Origin of the sequence: Streptomyces carpinensis, from assembly GCF_002154505.1 — a bacterium.
In the GTDB taxonomy this organism is placed as follows: Bacteria; Actinomycetota; Actinomycetes; order Streptomycetales; family Streptomycetaceae; genus Streptomyces; species Streptomyces carpinensis.
In genome coordinates this window covers 1-16,852 of record NZ_MUBM01000331.1, presented here as the reverse complement: position 1 = coordinate 16,852, position 16,852 = coordinate 1, and the positions used below count along the sequence as shown (strand labels likewise).

12 protein-coding genes and 4 pseudogenes are annotated in these 16,852 nt (G+C 70.1%); 9 read left to right on the top strand and 7 right to left on the bottom strand.

Going from position 1 to position 16,852, the window contains the following annotated elements; translation table 11 throughout:
* The 3 genes and pseudogenes from BZY54_RS36515 to BZY54_RS36505 all read left to right on the top strand — a co-directional run.
* A pseudogene (locus BZY54_RS36515) lies at positions 1-749 on the top strand (hypothetical protein); the annotation flags it as partial.
* 263 nt (positions 750-1,012) lie between these two features.
* A complete protein-coding gene (locus BZY54_RS36510; RefSeq protein WP_086729605.1) occupies positions 1,013-2,656 on the top strand; it encodes a phosphodiester glycosidase family protein in 1,644 nt (547 codons plus the stop codon).
* Positions 2,657-2,775: 119 nt separating this feature from the next.
* Positions 2,776-3,825, top strand: coding sequence for an alpha/beta hydrolase (locus BZY54_RS36505; RefSeq protein ID WP_208640882.1), 1,050 nt, complete (start codon positions 2,776-2,778; stop codon positions 3,823-3,825).
* A 122-nt stretch (positions 3,826-3,947) separates the two neighbouring features.
* On the opposite strand, the gene BZY54_RS36500 is transcribed toward BZY54_RS36505, so the two are convergent.
* The 5 genes and pseudogenes from BZY54_RS36500 to BZY54_RS36485 all read right to left on the bottom strand — a co-directional run bounded on the left by BZY54_RS36500 (position 3,948) and on the right by BZY54_RS36485 (position 6,546).
* Complete coding sequence (locus BZY54_RS36500; protein ID WP_086729603.1) at positions 3,948-4,940, bottom strand: phospholipase D-like domain-containing protein; 993 nt, start codon at positions 4,938-4,940, stop codon at positions 3,948-3,950.
* 505 nt (positions 4,941-5,445) lie between these two features.
* Positions 5,446-5,661: pseudogene (locus BZY54_RS55685) on the bottom strand (sterol carrier protein domain-containing protein); the annotation flags it as partial.
* 52 nt (positions 5,662-5,713) lie between these two features.
* A pseudogene (locus tag BZY54_RS55815) lies at positions 5,714-5,788 on the bottom strand (hypothetical protein); the annotation flags it as partial.
* A gap of 171 nt (positions 5,789-5,959) precedes the next feature.
* On the bottom strand, positions 5,960-6,172 hold the full coding sequence (locus BZY54_RS36490) for a hypothetical protein (protein ID WP_086729602.1): 213 nt from the start codon (positions 6,170-6,172) through the stop codon (positions 5,960-5,962).
* The gene (locus tag BZY54_RS36485; protein WP_086729601.1) at positions 6,169-6,546 is read right to left on the bottom strand and encodes a DUF6415 family natural product biosynthesis protein; all 378 of its coding nucleotides are present in this window, start codon (positions 6,544-6,546) and stop codon (positions 6,169-6,171) included. The genes BZY54_RS36490 and BZY54_RS36485 overlap by 4 nt, the downstream gene beginning before the upstream one ends.
* 144 nt (positions 6,547-6,690) lie before the next feature.
* Here BZY54_RS36485 and BZY54_RS36480 point away from each other — a divergent pair, with 144 nt between their 5' ends.
* The 4 genes and pseudogenes from BZY54_RS36480 (at position 6,691) to BZY54_RS36470 (ending at position 10,042) form a co-directional block, all read left to right on the top strand.
* Positions 6,691-6,972 (top strand): GntR family transcriptional regulator, encoded by a 282-nt coding sequence (locus tag BZY54_RS36480; RefSeq protein ID WP_086729600.1) that lies wholly within the window; start codon positions 6,691-6,693, stop codon positions 6,970-6,972.
* A 630-nt stretch (positions 6,973-7,602) separates the two neighbouring features.
* Positions 7,603-7,713 (top strand): annotated as a pseudogene (locus tag BZY54_RS49780) (short-chain dehydrogenase); the annotation flags it as partial.
* A 67-nt stretch (positions 7,714-7,780) separates the two neighbouring features.
* Entirely contained in the window at positions 7,781-8,701 is a 921-nt protein-coding gene (locus tag BZY54_RS36475; protein ID WP_143668203.1) for a DUF2510 domain-containing protein, read from the top strand.
* A 519-nt stretch (positions 8,702-9,220) separates the two neighbouring features.
* Complete coding sequence (locus BZY54_RS36470) at positions 9,221-10,042, top strand: hypothetical protein (RefSeq protein ID WP_086729598.1); 822 nt, start codon at positions 9,221-9,223, stop codon at positions 10,040-10,042.
* 113 nt (positions 10,043-10,155) lie between these two features.
* Here the strand turns inward: BZY54_RS36470 and BZY54_RS36465 are convergent, their stop codons facing one another.
* Positions 10,156-11,070 (bottom strand): YceI family protein, encoded by a 915-nt coding sequence (locus BZY54_RS36465; RefSeq protein ID WP_086729597.1) that lies wholly within the window; start codon positions 11,068-11,070, stop codon positions 10,156-10,158.
* 772 nt (positions 11,071-11,842) lie between these two features.
* Here BZY54_RS36465 and BZY54_RS36460 point away from each other — a divergent pair.
* Entirely contained in the window at positions 11,843-13,666 is a 1,824-nt protein-coding gene (locus tag BZY54_RS36460; protein ID WP_244217518.1) for an adenylyl cyclase, read from the top strand.
* A gap of 22 nt (positions 13,667-13,688) precedes the next feature.
* Here the strand turns inward: BZY54_RS36460 and BZY54_RS50515 are convergent, their stop codons facing one another.
* Positions 13,689-13,841, bottom strand: coding sequence for an ATP-binding protein (locus tag BZY54_RS50515; RefSeq protein ID WP_143668202.1), 153 nt, complete (start codon positions 13,839-13,841; stop codon positions 13,689-13,691).
* Positions 13,842-14,541: 700 nt separating this feature from the next.
* On the opposite strand from BZY54_RS50515, the gene fusA reads away from it, so the two are divergent.
* Entirely contained in the window at positions 14,542-16,602 is a 2,061-nt protein-coding gene (gene fusA, locus BZY54_RS36455; RefSeq protein WP_086729596.1) for an elongation factor G, read from the top strand.
* Positions 16,603-16,852 lie beyond the last annotated feature (250 nt).

The window sequence follows — 16,852 nt, the reverse complement described above, 5'->3', positions numbered from 1 at the left end:
TTCAGGGAGGGGAGCCTTCAATGGCCTGGAAGCTCATGTGGCTGCTGACCGACGCGCATCCGCAGGGCAAGGACCTCTACGACGCCGTCCTGCTCGCCGAGCACACGCCACTGCGCTTCGAGCTGCTGCGGGAGGTGCTCCTCGACGCGGAACCGTCCGAGGGCTGCCGCCCGGTGGGACCCGGTGAGATCTCGGCCCTCGAACAGACCGTGGAATGGAACCACTTCGTCGCCGAGTATCCGGACATCCCCGGCACCGCGGCCGACTTCGTCGACCGCCTGGTCACCGCCCTCGCACCGACCTTCGCGGGAGTCGAACCCACCGGGGAGGCGGGCGGTAAGGAGGCGGGCGGCGAGTACGCACGGCACGCGCAGTGGCTGGAGCCGCGGATCCGGGAGTACCGGCGACTGCTCCTCCGTAAGAGCATGCGCACCGTGCAGAAGAAGATGAGCGCGGCGGGCATCCCGATGCTCGCCGCGATCGTCATCACCCGGGAGCTCCTGGGCCCGGACCGTCACAGCGTGGACGACGCACGCGCGGTGGTCTTCGCCGACCCGGCTTGGGCGCGACTGGTCGACGTGTACGAGCGCAGCAGCGGGTGGCTCGACCGGGAACTGGAGCGGCTGTGGGGAGCGGGCCGAGGCGCCGACCTCCTGGGCTCGTCGGGCGAAGTCGCCGCTCCTTCTCGCGAAGCCGCCGCGTGTCCCGGCGAGGACCCCGCTCCTCCGGGTGAAGTTGCCGCTTCGTGACAGTGCCGTTGACGTGAGCAAGTGGCAACCGATATTTGTGCAACGTGTGTTGGTCGATCGGTTGGCCGGTTGTCGCCCCCAGGACAGTCATGGCCAGCAGGTTCGACGAGAGCAGGTGGCTGAGCCCGGCCGTGAGCGCGAAACGTGTTGTCGTCATGTCCGATCATTGTTGTCATGTCTGATTCATCACGCTCGTGTCGTTATGAGCCCGGCAGCCGAGCAAGCCGATCCACCCACTCGTCCGATCCTTACAGGCGGTGCAGATGAAGAAGAGACTGTGCGGTGCGGCTGCGGTCCTGGGCGTCCTCGCCACGATGGGTGCCATCCCGGCCCAGGCGACCCCGGACGCACAGCCGGATGCACAGGCCGGGCGACAGGCCCTGTCGTCGGCTGCGGCCGGCCTGCCGCTGGGCCCCTCGGACCTGCCCGAGACCCGCACCACGAGGATTCTGCAGCCCGGTGTCACCCTCACGCGCATCGTGCGCGGCAACGCCGACGCGGCACTGCACTGGACGGTCGAGATGTCCATTCCCGGCGGTGACAGCTCACCGGACCCCGACGCACCGCCGAGCGCTCTCAAGGACAAGGCGAGCGCCGACGAACTGGCCGCCCACCTGAAGCAGGCGGGATTCACGGCCCGGGTCGAAGAGGTCACGACGCCGAAGGTGGCCGACTACGCCGGCGGCACGCTCGGGTGGCGGGTGCGGGTCGGAACGTTCGACTCGCAGTCCGCCGCGACGGCCGAACGCGCACGGCTGAAGACCGCCGGGTACACGGGATCCGCCGTCTTCACCGGCTGGGACGGGGATGCCAAGGACCGGGGCCCGTGGCTCGTCGACGTGCTCACCATCGACCCGCGCCGGTTCCGCGGGGGCCTGGAGGCGTCGTACGGTCCCGATCTGGAGAACCGCGAGACGACCAGCCAGCTGGCGAACGCGGCCGGCGCGACCGCGGCGGTGAACGCCGGCTTCTTCGTCCTGGACCCCGCCGCGGGCGCGCCGGGAGACCCGGCCGGCGTCGGCGTGTACGACGGGCGCCTGCTGAGCGAGCCGGTGAACGGGCGCCCCGGTCTGGTGATCCACAGTAACGGCAGGCAGACGGAGATCACCCGCTTCACCTGGCAGGGACGGGTCGTCGGCCGGGACACCTCGCTGAGCCTGACAGGCATCAACCGGGTACCCGGCCTGATCAGGAACTGCGGCGGCGAGCACGACATCCCGACCTCCCTGCCGCTGCACGACGTGACGTGCACCAACCCGGACGAACTCGTCTCCTTCACCCCCGACTTCGGCAAGAGCACGCCGCAGGGCGAGGGTGTCGAAGCCGTCCTGGACGCCCACGGCCGGGTCGTACAGCTGCGCTCGCCGCGCGGCGGAGCGCTGCCGCCAGGCGGCAGCTCCGTACAGGCGACGGGGCGCCGCGTCGCCGAGCTCAAGGGGCTCGCCCGGGTCGGCGACCGCCTGACCGTCAAGGCGTCGTTGCTGGACCAGCAGGGGCACCCGGTGAAGCCCTCGGCCACGACCGACATCCTGAACGGCGGCCCCGAGCTCGTCCGCGACGGGCAGCTGCACGTCACTCCGGCCACCGACGGCATGGTGCACCCGGGCGACCCGAGCTGGTACTACGGCTGGGTGCAGAAGCGCAACCCGCGCACGCTGGCCGGCGTGGACGCCGCCGGCCGTACCGTGCTCATCACCGCCGACGGACGCAGCACCAGCGCACTCGGGCTCAGCATCGTCGAGAGTGCCAAGATCGCCAAGGCGCTCGGACTGCGCGACGCGATGAACCTCGACGGCGGCGGCTCGACCACCCTGGTGGCCGATCGCAACGTACTCAACCACCCGTCCGACACCACCGGCGAACGCCCCGTCGGAGACGCGGTGCTGATCCTGCCCGACAAGAGCTGACCGACCCGGTTGCACACAGTCCACGCAACCTCGAACCGCGCAACCAGCGTCGAACCGTCCATGCACTGGCGAACCGTTCACGCAGTGACGAACCGCAGGGAGCCGCCGTGTTCGCGACCTTGACCACCGTCCTGACCCTCAGAACCAGAGTCGTCCTGCTCACCCTCACCGCACTACTGCTCACGTTCACAGCGGCCGCACAGGCGGGGGCCGCCACGGCCGTGGCGTCACCCGCCGGCTCGTCCGGGGCCGCGGACGCCGCCCGCTCCTCGACCCAGCGAGGCGGGGCAGAGGTCGTCGCCGTCACCCAGGTCGCGGACCGGCAGGTCGACCTGTCGGTGCGATCAACGGCCCTGGGCGGCCGGACGGTCAAGGTCCGCCTCCTCACACCGGACGGCTGGAACCCGAACAACCGTCGGCAGCACTGGCCGACCCTCTGGCTGCTGCACGGCTGCTGCGGCGACTACACCTCGTGGACCAGCCTCACCGACGTGGCCCAGGTCGACAGCCTGCGCAAGGTGCTCGTGGTGATGCCCGAGGCCGGCTGGAACGGCTGGTACAGCGACTGGTGGAACTACGGCCAGGGCGGCGACCCCGCATGGGAGACCTTCCACACCGTGGAGCTGCGACGGCTCCTGGAGCGTGACTGGGGCGCGGGCAGCGACCGGGTCGTGGCCGGTCTGTCGATGGGAGGGCAGGGCGCCCTGCTGTACGCCGCCCGGCACCCCGGAATGTTCAAGGCGGCCGCCGCGTACTCCGGCTCGGTGCACCCGCTCCTGAACGACGAGTCGGTCGACCGCATCATGGGCTACTTCGCGGGCCAGGGCAACGACCCGCTGCGGGTCTGGGGCGACCCGGTCGCACAGCGCCGCATCTGGCAGGCCCACGACCCGTTCTACCTGGCCAAGCGACTGACCTCGATCCCCGTCTACCTCTCCAGCGGCGACGGCACCACCGGCCCGCTGGACCCGCCGGGCCGCACCAGCGCGGTCGAAACCGACTTCAACCGCCAGAACCACGCCCTCGCCACCCAACTCCACCGCCTGGGCGCGAGGCACCTGACCACTCACTTCTACGGCCCGGGAACCCACTCCTGGCCGTACTGGCAGCGGGAACTGCACGCGTCGCTGCCGATGCTGCTCAACGCCTTGCAGGTCGACGACGACTGACTCCGGGTCTCGCCGAGCCCGGCCTCCCATCGGGGAGGCCGGGAATCACCGGGCTCCACCTGCTGCCGCCGATGCCACAGCCGTGAGGCGCGAGCATCGGCAGCAGCGTCACCGGTTGGCCGTCAGGCGGCGGTGCCGCCCGAGTAGTCGTTGTTGAAGGTGGTCTCGACGGTGGTCGCCACGGGCTCGGCGACGCCAGTACCCGTGAGGACGATCCCCAGCTCTCTGTTGTTGTCGAGCGAGTTGCTGCTGATGTTCATGGAGCCGGCCTCCACCTTCTGGGTGGACAGGCCGTAGTCGGCGACCATGGCCTTGGCGTGGATGTAGAAGCCGTTGGGGTCGGAGTAGCCGACGACCTTGCCGCCCGCGGCCTTGATGGCGGACACCTGGCTGGAGTAACTGGACGGGTTCTCGAGTACCACCCGTACGGCCACGCCAGCCTTGGCCCGGGCGACGATGGCGTTGACCACCGTGCTGTCGCTGAACTCCAGCTCCTCGACGTCGAGTTTGGAGGTGGCGCCGTTGATGACGGACAGCAGGCGGTTGCGGGAGTCGGTGGGGGACCAGAGCAGGTGGTCGCCGTCGGTGGGGGTGATCGATGCGCCGGTGTAGTCGGCGTTGAAGACCTTCTCGATCGAGGCGACGTCTCGGGTGTCGTCGTCGAACACGCCGTAGTCACGGCTGGTCGTGTAGTACTGCGAGGTGAGGTTGCCCGTCATGATCAGGGACTTCACGCCGTCCACCGTGATGGTCTTCTGGTGCGTGTAGACGAAGGCGGACGGCGACCACACCACTCCGACTCCCGCGCCGCTCAGGGAGTTGTACGCGGAGCTGTTGGCCGTCTTGTGCTGGCGGTCCAGTACGACCCGGACCGTGACGCCCTTGTTCTTCAGGGCTATGAGGTCGTTGACGGCGGTGGTGTCCTCCAGCTCGTACATGGTCATGTCGAGGGAGGTGGTGGCCGAGTTGATGAAGTCGTAGACGGTGGGCTGGCTGCCGCTGCGCGAGAAGGCGAACGCGGAGTATTCGGCGGCGTTCGCGGGGAGGGCGGTGGCGACCACTGCGGCACCGGCGGCCAGGGCGACACCCGCGCGGCCGAGAACCTTCCACAGCATGCTGGACTCCTAGTCGAGTTGACACCGGCGGAGCACGACGCGTGCATGACACCACGCGCGTAGAACGCTGTGGAGGGGCAGCTCGGTGAACATGGCGTGAGTAAGCGGCCGTTGTCCCGGACATAACGGACGTCACCCAGGTGGGAGGCTGTACGAGGGTTTCCCTCGAAATGGCAAAAGCTTCCTATGGCCTCAAGCGGCGGCCTGTCACGAGCTCGGAAGAACGGGTCTCACCTTGCTGCTGTTGTCCCTCGACGCTCATGTCGTCTGCGACCGTTTCCGACGGCTTCGAACTGCCGCGGAACCGGTCCGCCCCTCCCCGGCGCCGTCCGCTACGACGACCAGGCCGTGGACATCGCCGAGAACCGCGTTCTGCTCGCGGCCCCGCACCGCGTCGCGTTCCCACCATGCGGGCGGTGCAGGCGCGGACTGCGAAGGTGCGGCACGCAGGCCAGCCAACGAAGTCGGCTCCGCATGAGACTTGTGCGGGGTCGCTGGGCGCGTGGTCAGAACCAGTGCAGGCGGTGGGGCGCACGAGCGTGCTCGGGGTCGTGCCGCCGAGGTAGACCGAGCCCAGGTCGCTGATGTCCAGGGACAGGCCGGGCTCCCGGTCCGTCGGGACGCAGTCGGCCTTGCCCTCCCGGACGGTCAGCTGGTAGCGGCCGTGCTCGACGAGGAAGGAGTCGTCGACGTCGAGGACGAGTTCGACCTCCGTGAACCACGCCTTGGCGTCGGTGCGAGGGCAGGACGCCGACGGCGGTCACTCCGCCGGCCGGGGCGAGGATCTCAACCAGCAGGGTGAGCTCGAAGGAGTACGCACCGGCGGTGCCGACGGGTCGTCCATGCACGACGAATTACGGCTGAGCCCGCGGCCAGTCACAAGTGAGCCCGATCCCAGCACCTCGGGAGCGATGCTCAAGCCAGGTGAGGCCAGCTCATCATTCAGAGGTGGGATTGTCGCACCTGCGCCAACAGGCAGGGGGTTCAACTCTCCAAGCAGGCAATGGCGTTATGGACGGCTACTCGTCGGGGGTGCTCAGCGCGCGGTGGATCAGTACCCGCGCCAGGATGCGCATCGCCACCGGGTCCGGCCCGACGAGGTCGGCGTGCTCACGGTGCGCCCACACCTCCCAACCGGGGCCGCTGTTGGCCTCCTCGTGCCCGAGGTAGACGGCATCGTCCAGGTTGATGATCACCTCGTCGCAGTGACGGCACACACGCGCCCGGCTCACCGGCGCGCCCGGTTCAGGTTCTCCGTGTGGTCGGCGAGCGCGTTCACCGACCGGGCCAGCTTCACCGCAACGGCCAACCGCACCGACTCAGTGGCCCCGTCTCCGAGGCGCAGCCGCATACGGGCCTCGCCGACACACGCCAGCGCACACGCCCGGGGCACATGGTCCTTGGGCAGCCGGAGCGTGGCAGCTTCCACGACCGGGACAAGCAGTTCCAGGTGTCCGCGCAGGGCGAGTACGTGCGTGTCCAGCCCCTCGCCCGTGGGTAGCTGGGCCTCTCCGCCAAGTAGCCGTCGGGCCGTCGCCCGCATCGTCTCCAGGTCCAGCGGCAGCCGGTCTACGCCGGTCGGCGGATGGGCTGTACGTTGCGTCATGTCGTCGCTCCCTCAAAGCGTCGGCCGCGCCCCGGGGCCCTGCCAGGCCGCCGGGGTCTCTCGCCATCAACGTACTAAGCCATATAGAGCTATGTATAGCTCTCTGAAGATTCGTGCAGCTCGGCAGGGCTTTACGTTGCCAGAATGAGTGATCGCAGCGAGGTGCCGGACTTCAACCCCCAGGGGCCGCAGCTCGTCTATGTCGCCCTCGCTGACCACGTCGAGGCGCGGATCAGGGCCGGGGAGCTACAGCCCGGCGCCCGCCTGCCCGCTGAGCGCGACCTCGCCCATGAGTACGGCGTCGCCTACCTCACCGTCCGGCGCGCTGCCCAGGTGCTGCGGGAGCGCGGCCTCATTGTGACGGTGCACGGCCGGGGAACCTTCGTCGCCGACCCACTCCCGCAAGAAGGCGACGCGCTGCGCTGAGGCGAGCCCGGGCCCGCGTCGTCCGCGGCTCTCAAAGCCCGGGGTGCGGGCTGTACTGGCGTCGGTGGGGCCAGGCCGAGACGGACTGCCAACGCTGTGACGTGCCGTGGTCGCGCCCATGGTCGCGGATCCCAAGCCTGCCGTTGGGCCCATGGTCGGCGTCGGTTCCTCCACTGGGACTGTCCGCCGTATGGGTGGCTGTGTCCGCTCGGTGAAGACTGGTGCCGCTGCCGGATGCGCATCCGCGGCTAGGTAGCGCAGCGCACGTTGTGCTGGGGCGGAGACTGGTCGGAGCGTACGGGTTGCGCAAGGGCCGTTGTGCGCATCCATGCCTGTTCTCGCTGCCCGGCCGCGCGTCTGCGCAGTCTGGCCGGGTAGCTGCGCAGGCTGCTGCGTGCTGGGCTCTCGTGTGTGAGCACGGGAGCACGTCAGCGTGCGACAAAAGCGTTGGCGCGTAAGCGAGTGCGCAGGGCAAGGGGCGGTGGGCAACGGCTGTGCGCAATGGACTGCGCACTGATTTTGCGCAGCGGGTGCGCAGTGTGGTGCGCACCCGCTGAGGCCTTCTGCGGTCGGATCCGTGGTCGGGCCCATGGGGCGGGGCTCTGACGGCTGTCGTCCGGGACCTGGTCGAAGATCGCCGTGGCGGTCGCGCTCCTCGCCGGCGACGACTCCTCCTTCCTGAACGCCACCGGCTTCCCGGTGGACGGCGGGATCTCGGGCGCGTACGTGGCACCGCTGTGAGGCGGGCGGGACGGTCGATCTCGGTGGCCGCGCCGTCAGTGCGTGAGGGTAAGGTCCTGCCGTGGACATGGCGACCCCTGGGTGGTACCCGGACCCGTGGCATGAGGGCGGCGGCCCGGCCGGGCATCGGTGGTGGGACGGCACGACCTGGACCGAGCATGTGCACGCGCCTCAGCCGCCTCGCGGGGGCAAGCGGCGCCGCGGCCTGGTCGTGGGCCTCGTAGCCGGCGCCCTCATTCTGGTCGCCGGGGGTGTCACGGCGGCGGTGGTGCTGACTGGGGGCGACGGCGGCCGCACGGCACCGTCGGCCCACGGGTCTGCCTCTCCTGACCGGCACACGCCGAGCCCTTCGGCGTCGCACCGCGCCCAGCCGAGCCCTTCTGGATCCGCGGGCGAGAATCGCCACAGTGGCGGTAGCAGGCCCCCGGGGCAGCGCTCGGCCGTCACCGGACACGTCGACGACACGGTCAACGGTCTCCGCGTCCCCGTGCTGCGCGGCTGGCGGGGCACTTCCACCAAGACCGGCTCGGGTCTCGGGTACGGCACCGTGTACCACTGCCCGGCGGTGCCCGCCGACTACTGCCTGCCCGGCGGGGCGTACACGCGGGGCATCGCCCATCCTGGCGACCTGTCCCTCAAGGAGCTGGCACAGGCCGAGATCGGTGAGGTCGCGCAGAGCACCTACGGTACGAACACGAGCGGCCGGAAGGACTACGGCGGCATCACCGGACATCACCGGACCGCCGCGGGGGCCGTGACGGTCGCGGGCAAGAAGGGATACTTCATCCGCTGGGAGGTCAGCACGGGCAAGGGGCCCGACGCCGTCGTGGAGGCGGTGGTGTTCCCCTCGCCGCAGGTCCAGGGCCGCTATCTGCTGCTCGGCTTCGGCTTCGACGACACCAGCAGAGGTCCGTCCGTGACGGACATGCAGTGGATCACTGATGGCATCGAGCGCCTCGATGGCGGCGGCAGCGGCATCAGCGCCTGACCGTGGCGCCCGCCAGGCCGTCACAGGAACGTCCGGCAGTCGAGACCCGCAGCAGCACCCCGGCCAGTCCGAGTCCGCAACTGATCGCAGATCAAGGCGTCGCATCAACTCCTGCAGAATCTCCTGCGGTAACTGTTGCACCATTCCTTGCAACATCTCCTGCGCGAGCGTTCGGGCCGCCCTGATATCTGCCCAGGTCACCACGCTCTTTGGACATGGCCGGGACCCTGACATCCCCCTATGCGCCTCTTGCAGACCCGAAACAGACAAAGGAAGGGTTGGGGCGGGCTGGGGCCGGCGACCGGCGCGGCGGGGGATCGAGCGGCCTGGGGCTTGTCCTGCGCGTCGGCGGAGCCTCCGCGCTGGCCGCCTCGCGAAGGACCAGTCAGCGAGCCTGCCGTTTCGCTCGGGAGGTGTTCGCCGTGGTCAGGAGGGAGCCGGTCCTCGGTACATCGCCGGTTCGAGTTGTGCCGTGCGCGGGCCTGGAAGGGACGACGTCCCGTTGGGCATGCTGTCCGCATGGTTTCCGTCAGCCACACGGTACTTGTCGAATCCGTCCCGTTCGCGTGGCTCGTCGACGCCCTCGCTGTGGTCCGTTCCTTGGTGGAGGAGAGTCGGGCCGAGGCGCAGCGACTGGTGCTGCCGGACGGACATGTCGTTCCGGGTGTCCGGTTGACCAGTGGACGGCACCTGCGGCCGGGCGCCGTCTACCTGGTCTCGGACCGGGACGGGGGCGGAGAAGACGAGCACCGCGACGAACGCGAGGACGCGAAGACAACAGGCACCGTGGAGACGTTCAGGATTCAGGTCGCCGAATGGGACCGCCGACGTGCTGTCCGAGTGGCGCTCGCCGTTGCCTCGGACGACGGAAACGTGGAACTGGACACCACCCTGCAGAGCCTCGACCGTCCCCGCCTGGTCGAGGTCAGTGGCCGGGCGCGGTTCGACGGGGTGCCGTTCGGCATGTCCCGGGTGTCGGGGCGGGCCAGGGTGCGACTCGACGACTGGTGGGCCGCGGCGGAGGCCGCACGTGAGACGCGCCCTGCTCCGGCCACGGCACGCCTCGACCACCCGTGGGCTCGGGCTGAGGTACGCGCCGTGCCCCGGCCGCACCGTCAGGGTGACGGCGGCAGATGGGAAGTGTGCGTCACCGTCTCCCTGCGCGGCCGAGGGCTTCTGCGGCCGTTCGTGGCCGTCGTGCTGGGCGTGGCCGGCCGGCGGATACGCCGATCCGTGGTCCGCGCCCTGGACGGCCTGGCCGAGAGCTGGAACGCTGACGTGCCGCGCCTGGTGGCGATGGACAGGGACGGCTTGAGAGCCGCGCTCACGGCGCGCTCGTGAGGCGCGGGCGGTGAGCATGCGCGATAACGCGGGTTCCCGAAGCGGTCAAGGTCCGGGCACCGGCCTCGCATTGCCCGGACCGGGGAAGCGCGGAGGCCTGCCCGGCCTGGCGCCTACTCCGGGGGCGTGGGGGTCTCGGGAGTGTGGTACATCGCCTGGATGTCCAGCTCCAGCTGCACGGTCGGTCCTACGACCGCGATGCCGCGGGCCAGCATGGAACGCCAGTTGAGGGTGAAGTCCTCGCGGTGCAGCTCCGCCTTCGCCAGTGCCGCGCACCGCAGTTCCTGCTCGTAACCGCCGTTCACCGTACCGAGGTACGTCGTGTCCAGGCCCACGGAGCGGCTGGTGCCGTGCATGGTGAGCGTGCCCTGCAGCGTCCACTTGGAGCCGCCGCGGTAGACGAACCGATTGCTGACGAAGTCGATGTACGGATAGCGCTCGACGTCGAGGAAGTCGGCGGAACGCAGGTGGTTGTCACGGGTCTTGTTGCCCGTGGCGATGCTGGAGGCGTCGATGCGCACCGACACCTGGGAGTCGGCCATGTCCGGCGCGATGCGGATGCCGCCGTCGAAGCGGGTGAAGCGGCCGTGGACGTGGGCCATGCCCACGTGCTTGGCGATGAACCGGATGGCGGTGTGCGGCGGGTCGAACAACCATGTTCCCGGCGGCGGAAGTTCAAGCTGACGGGCGGGCAGAAGCGCGATGCGTGCGGGGGAGAGGGCGACTCCGGCGGCTATGTCGACGCTCTTACGCGCGGGTGTCAGTCCCTCCGCCGTGGCCATCACGCTGTAGGAGCCCGGGGGCAGCGTCGCCATGAACAGGCCGTACGGATCGGTGGTGCCGCGGGCGACGACGCGGTGGCTGTCCAGCGCGGTCACCGTGATCTCGGCACCGCCCATGGGCTGTCCCATGGGATCGACGACCTCGCAGCCGTATGCACCCGCACCGGCCGGCAGTGGTACCGACAGGCCCGACGCGGCACCGGAAGCGTTGCGGGAACGCCGACGTCGGAGCAGCCCGAAGGCCATGCTGTTCACCTTTCTTCACGCCAGTCACCACTGCGAGGCCGCTCATCTGTCGGCGTTCGCGGTCGCCAAGATCTTCCAGGGACTGGTTGCAGGCGTAATGAGATCAACTCTTCAATGATCATAGAACAGACGGTGCGGAGCAGTGCTTCACTGCTACCGGACCTGTGGAAAGGCTGTCAGGGGCGCTCGACCGCCGTGCATGGCCGTATTCGTAGGCCCTGTAGTGGTGTCTCGGTCTCGACGCTTTGCAGCACTGCTGTGGCGAAGAACACTCGCAGCGCCACGACTTTCACACGCGGTTCGCTGTTCCGTCACGCACCTCGCACATTAGGCGCCATGTCAAAGCTGGGCAGCGCGTGAAGTAGAGGGGCAGATGGGAGGGATCGGCTACCTGGGCGGATGAGGCGCAGTCAGGCGAGGTCCCCGCACAGATGCCGGAGAAGATGCGAGGGTGCGACTCCGCCGCTGCGGCAGCAGACCGCCAACTCCGTACCGTCCCTCCATCCGCACCACCAGCGGCCTCGTCGCGCGACGCAGCTCGTGTGGCCGGGCCGCTTGTCTGTGGGACGGCCGGGCCCACGGGGCGCTTCCGAACGGTCAAGGCCCTGGCCCGCCCGCGCCGCAACTCGGCATGAGGGGCGCCCTGTTATTGGTGCAGACTTATTGACGCTGCATACCGGCGGTGATTCACTCCGTGGCTGAGAGCGCTCTCTCGCGGTTGAGGACCAGCCGCGGTCCCGTTTGCCCACCACGTTCAGGGAGAGCCGTGTCCGTGATTCCCTCTCGTCGTGCCATTCTCCGCGGGGCGGCGGCCGCTGCCGCAGCGGTGCCGCTGGCCGGCGCAACCGCAGGATCCGCCTTCGCCTCGTCCTCCGCCTCCGACGTCGACTCGGGCGGCCACGGCGCCGCCGGCCGCGGGGCGGCGGGTCTGGGGCAGAACGTCCTGGTCTTCGACACGTCGATGGGAGACGCGGCGATCCAGGCGCAGATCGATGCCGTGTTCGCCGTCCAGCAGTCCAACCAGTTCGGCACCGAGCGGTACGCCCTGGCGTTCAAACCGGGCACGTACAACGTCGAGATCAACGTCGGCTTCTACACCCACGTGCTGGGGCTCGGCGCCAGCCCCGAGGACGTCGTGATCAACGGTCATGTGACCGTCGACGCCCAGTGGTTCGACGGCAACGGTACCCAGGACTTCTGGCGGGCCGCCGAGAACCTGACCATCGTGCCGCCGGACGGGCTGGAGCGCTGGGCCGTCGCCCAGGCGGGGCCGATGCGCCGCGTCCACGTCAAGGGCGACATGATTCTCATGCCGAGCCCGCCCGGCAACGGGTGGTCCAGCGGCGGCTTCCTGGCCGACAGCGTGGTGGACGGCGGCATCAACTCCGGCTCGCAGCAGCAGTGGCTGTCGCGCAACGACACCATCGGCAGCTGGGCCGGCGCCAACTGGAACATGGTCTTCGTCGGCGTCCAGGGCGCACCCGCCACGTCCTTCCCGACCCCGCCCTACACGACCGTGGACCGCACCCCGGTGGTCCGGGAGAAGCCGTTCCTGACCATGGACCGGCGCGGGGCGTACCACGTCTTCGTGCCCGCGCTGCGCCGCGACAGCACCGGCACCTCCTGGGCCGGCGGGCCGGCCGCCGGCCACAGCATCCCGCTGACCGAGTTCCACGTCGCACAGCCGGGCGACTCCGCCGCGAGCATCAACGCGGCGCTCGCCCGCGGCAAGCACCTCCTGCTCACCCCGGGCATCTACCCGCTGTCCGCGCCGCTGCGGATATCCCGGCCCGGCACCGTCGTTCTCGGCCTCGGTCTGGCCACCCTTCAGGCCGTCAAGGGCACCTCGCTCATCGAGGTCGCCGACATCGGTGACGTCTCCGTGGCCGGCGTGATCCTCGAGGCCGCCTCCGCCAACTCCCCGGTGTTGCTGCGCGTCGGCGACGGTCATACCCGGAAGAACCACGCGAACCAGCCCACCGCGCTCTTCGACGTCTTCCCGCGCATCGGCGGCGCCGTCCCCGGCGGCACCGAGGTCAGCATCCAGATCGACAGCAATGACGTGATCGTCGACCATGTCTGGGCCTGGCGCGCCGACCACGGCCTCGACGGCACGGTCGGCTGGTCGGTCAACCCCGCGGGCGTCGGCTTCCTCGTCAATGGCGACCGGGTCACCGCCTACGGCCTGTTCGTCGAGCATCACCAGAACTACGAGGTGCTCTGGAACGGCAACCAGGGCCGCACCTACTTCTTCCAGAACGAGCACCCCTACGACGTCCCGACGCAGTCGGCCTGGAAGCACGGCAACACCAACGGCTTCGCCGCCTACAAGGTCGGCGATCACGTCACTGAGCACCACGCGTGGGGCCTGGGCAGCTACGCCTTCTTCAACCTCAACGCGAACATCTACGCCGACCGCGCCTACGAGGTCCCCGACACCCCGGGCGTCGTCTTCACCTCGCTGATGACCGTGTGCCTCAACGGCGCGGGCGGAGGCGGCATCCTGCGCTGCATCAACAACACGGGTGACCCCGTCGTGAACGGTTTCGGAACCTACAACATGAAGTCGTACTCGAACGGCGTCGGCACGGTCTGACCAGCCCGCCAGGCGTCGACGCCTACAAGGCGCACTCCGCCCACACCGTCTTGCCGAGGTCCCCGTCGGCGCGGGGACTCCAGCCCCAGCGGCCGGCCAGGGCCTCGACAAGCATGAGTCTGCGCCCGCCGTCGCGGGGGTCGCCCTCCGGTGCCGGTGTGGGCAGGCGAGTCATGCGTCTGCTGCGGGCGACAGTGACTTCGATCCGTACGGTGCCGGTGCCCGGGTCGAGTGGGTGTTCAATCCGCGCAAGCCCGACCCGGCCGCGGTGGCTGGACGGCGCCGCTAAGACACGTGCGCTTCGGGTGATCGTTCGCTGCCCCGAAGCGCTGCCACCGTCTTCACCGGCGGCAGGACGACCGACCACGCCGTCTGTCCTGCCACCGGGGCCGTTGGCTCACGGGCAAAAAATCCGTGGCCTGCCGCTCGTCGCCTGTCTAAAGTCGACTCGACCTCGCGCACTGCCCAGGAGCGGCAGCGTGCTGTGACCGACGTTCGAGGGGAGCCCGGCCGTGCGTGACCACACCGCACCCGTCGTCCCCCCGTCGCGGTTCGAGGTGATCCTGGTGTCCTCGGTCGTCCGGTGCCCGCTGCGCGGCCGGTACCGGATGCCCGTGTCGAGGGGCTGACCCAGCTTTCAGTGACCGATCGACCAACTCGCCGCCGAGTGGTCGAGCCGGTGAGTCCTGCGTGGCCTCCTGGCGCCCTCGTCGTGCCCTCGTAGTGCCTCGTAGGGCCTTCGTAGTGCCCTCGTACGGGAAATCGCGCTGCCCTTTTCCGGATCACCGGACCGGAATAACGGACTGGATCACCGGACCGGAATAACGGACCGGATCACCCGACCGGATCACCTGATCACCGAAAGGCCATGGGCCGTGCGCAGCACCGTCAGTTCTCTCGCCGCCGTCCGCAACCTCGGCATTCTCGCCCACGTGGACGCCGGCAAGACCACCGTCACCGAGCGGATCCTGTACGCCACCGGCACCACCCACAAGCGGGGCGAGGTGCACGACGGGACGACCGTCACCGACTTCGATCCCCAGGAGCGCGACCGCGGTATCACCATCTTCGCCGCGTCCGTGAGTTGCGCCTGGGACGGATGCCGGATCAACCTGATCGACACCCCCGGGCATGTCGACTTCGCCGACGAGGTGGAGCGGTCGCTGCGGGTGCTCGACGGGGCCGTAGCGGTGTTCGACGCCGTCGCCGGGGTGGAGCCGCAGAGCGAGTCGGTGTGGCGGCAGGCCGACCGGCACGGGGTGCCGCGGATCGCGTTCGTGAACAAGATGGACCGGGCCGGAGCCGACCTCGACACCGCCGTGGCGTCCGTCCGTGAGCGGCTGCATCCCACCCCGCTGGTCGTGCAGTTGCCCATCGGGGCGGAGGACGGCTTCGTCGGCGTGGTGGATCTCGTGCGCATGCGGGCGCTCGTCTGGTCCGACGGGAGCGAAGCGGCCGAGGCCGGTCCCGTCCCGGACGACCTGCGCGACGAGGCCGTGCTGCGGCGTCGGCTGCTCGAGGAGGCCGTGGCCGAACGACACCCGGCCGCACTGGAGGAGTTCTGCGACCGGGAGACGCTGTCCGCGGCCACTCTCGCGTCCGCGCTGTGCGACCTGACCCGCACCGGTGACGGTGTCGTCGTGCTGTGCGGCTCCGCCTACCGCGACCGGGGGATCGAGCCGCTGCTCGACGCCGTCGTGGCCTACCTGCCCTCGCCGCTCGACGTGCCCGCCGTTTGGGGCACGTGGGACGGCACCGAGCACGAGCGGGCCGCCGATCCCGCGGCTCCGTTCGCCGCGCTCGCCTTCAAGGTGAACGCCGCCGCCACCGGGCGGCTGACCTACCTCCGCGTCTATTCGGGAACGATCGAGAAGGGAGCCACCGTGTGGGACGCGACCGCACGCCGTACCGAACGCATCGGGCGGATCCTGCGCGTGCAGGCGGACCGCCAGGCTCCGCTGCAACGCGCGCTCGCCGGCGACATCGTGGCCGTGGTCGGGCTGAAGTCCGCACGTGCGGGTTCGACCCTGTGCGACCCCGGCGCCCCGCTCGTCCTCGAACCGCCCGGCGTCGCCGAGCCTGTCGTGTCCGTGGCCGTGGAAGCACGGAGGAGGACCGACGCGGACCGGCTGGCGTCCTCCCTCGCCCGGCTCACCGAGGAGGATCCCTCCCTGGTCGTGCGGACCGACCCCGAGACCGGTCAGACCGTGCTGTCCGGCATGGGGGAGCTGCATCTGGAGGTGGCCGTGGAGAAGCTGCGCCAGTCCCAGGGGATCGACGTCAACGTCGGCCGGCCTCGGGTGGCCCTCCGTGAGACGGTGGTGCGGGGGGTGTCCGGCGTGCTCTACCGGCATGTCAAACAGGACGGTGGCGCCGGGCAGTTCGCCCACGTCCTGCTGGACGTCGAGCCCGCCGGGAGCGAGAGTGGCTTCGCCTTCCGGTCGGCCGTCGTCGGCGGTCGCGTACCGCAGGAGTACGTCCGCGCGGTCGAGGCCGGGTGCCGTGACGCCCTGGCCGAGGGGCCGCTCGCCGGTCATCCGGTGACCGGGCTGCGGGTCACCCTGACCGACGGCGCGACCCATCCCAAGGACTCCTCGGAGACGGCCTTCCGCACGGCCGGGCGGCTCGGTCTGCGTGAGGCGCTGCGTGCCTGCGCGATGGGTGTGCTGGAGCCGGTCGTCGAGGTCACGGTGACCGTTCCCGAGGAGGCCGTGGGCGGCGTACTCGGTGACCTGGCCGCCCGGCGTGGCCGGGTCTCCGGTCAGGCCGTCCGCGCGGGGACCGCGGTGGTAACCGCCACCGTCCCGCTGGCTGAGCTCTTCGGCTACGCCACCCGCCTGCGCAGCCGTACCCAGGGCAGGGGCACCTTCACCACCCGGCCCGCCGGATACGCCCCCGCGCCGGGTCCCGCCCCGAGCCCGGCGCCGGCCGGATAGCCGTATGCCCCAGGGCGCTCATCCGGGCCGGGCCGGGCCGGCAGGATCTCGCGCCGGCTGGATGGCCATACGTCCCGGGGGCCTTTCCGCGCCGGGGCCCGCAGGGTCTTGCTCCGCCCGGACAGCCATACGTCCCGGGGCGCTCCCTGGGGCCCCGGCCCCGCAGATCCTGCGCCGGCCGGACAGCCATACGCCCCCGGGGGGCTCCAAGGGATCTCGGCCCGCAGGATCCTGCGCCGGCCGGACAGCC

Bases quoted from the DNA above. Each gene is read 5' to 3' on its own strand.
- BZY54_RS36470 (WP_086729598.1), top strand. From the start codon at position 9,221: ATGGTTTCCGTCAGCCACACGGTACTTGTCGAATCCGTCCCGTTCGCG.
- BZY54_RS36510 (WP_086729605.1), top strand. From the start codon at position 1,013: ATGAAGAAGAGACTGTGCGGTGCGGCTGCGGTCCTGGGCGTCCTCGCC.
- BZY54_RS50515 (WP_143668202.1), bottom strand. From the start codon at position 13,841: ATGACTCGCCTGCCCACACCGGCACCGGAGGGCGACCCCCGCGACGGC.
- BZY54_RS36500 (WP_086729603.1), bottom strand. From the start codon at position 4,940: ATGCTGTGGAAGGTTCTCGGCCGCGCGGGTGTCGCCCTGGCCGCCGGT.
- BZY54_RS36475 (WP_143668203.1), top strand. From the start codon at position 7,781: ATGGCGACCCCTGGGTGGTACCCGGACCCGTGGCATGAGGGCGGCGGC.
- BZY54_RS36485 (WP_086729601.1), bottom strand. From the start codon at position 6,546: ATGACGCAACGTACAGCCCATCCGCCGACCGGCGTAGACCGGCTGCCG.
- BZY54_RS36480 (WP_086729600.1), top strand. From the start codon at position 6,691: ATGAGTGATCGCAGCGAGGTGCCGGACTTCAACCCCCAGGGGCCGCAG.
- BZY54_RS36465 (WP_086729597.1), bottom strand. From the start codon at position 11,070: ATGGCCTTCGGGCTGCTCCGACGTCGGCGTTCCCGCAACGCTTCCGGT.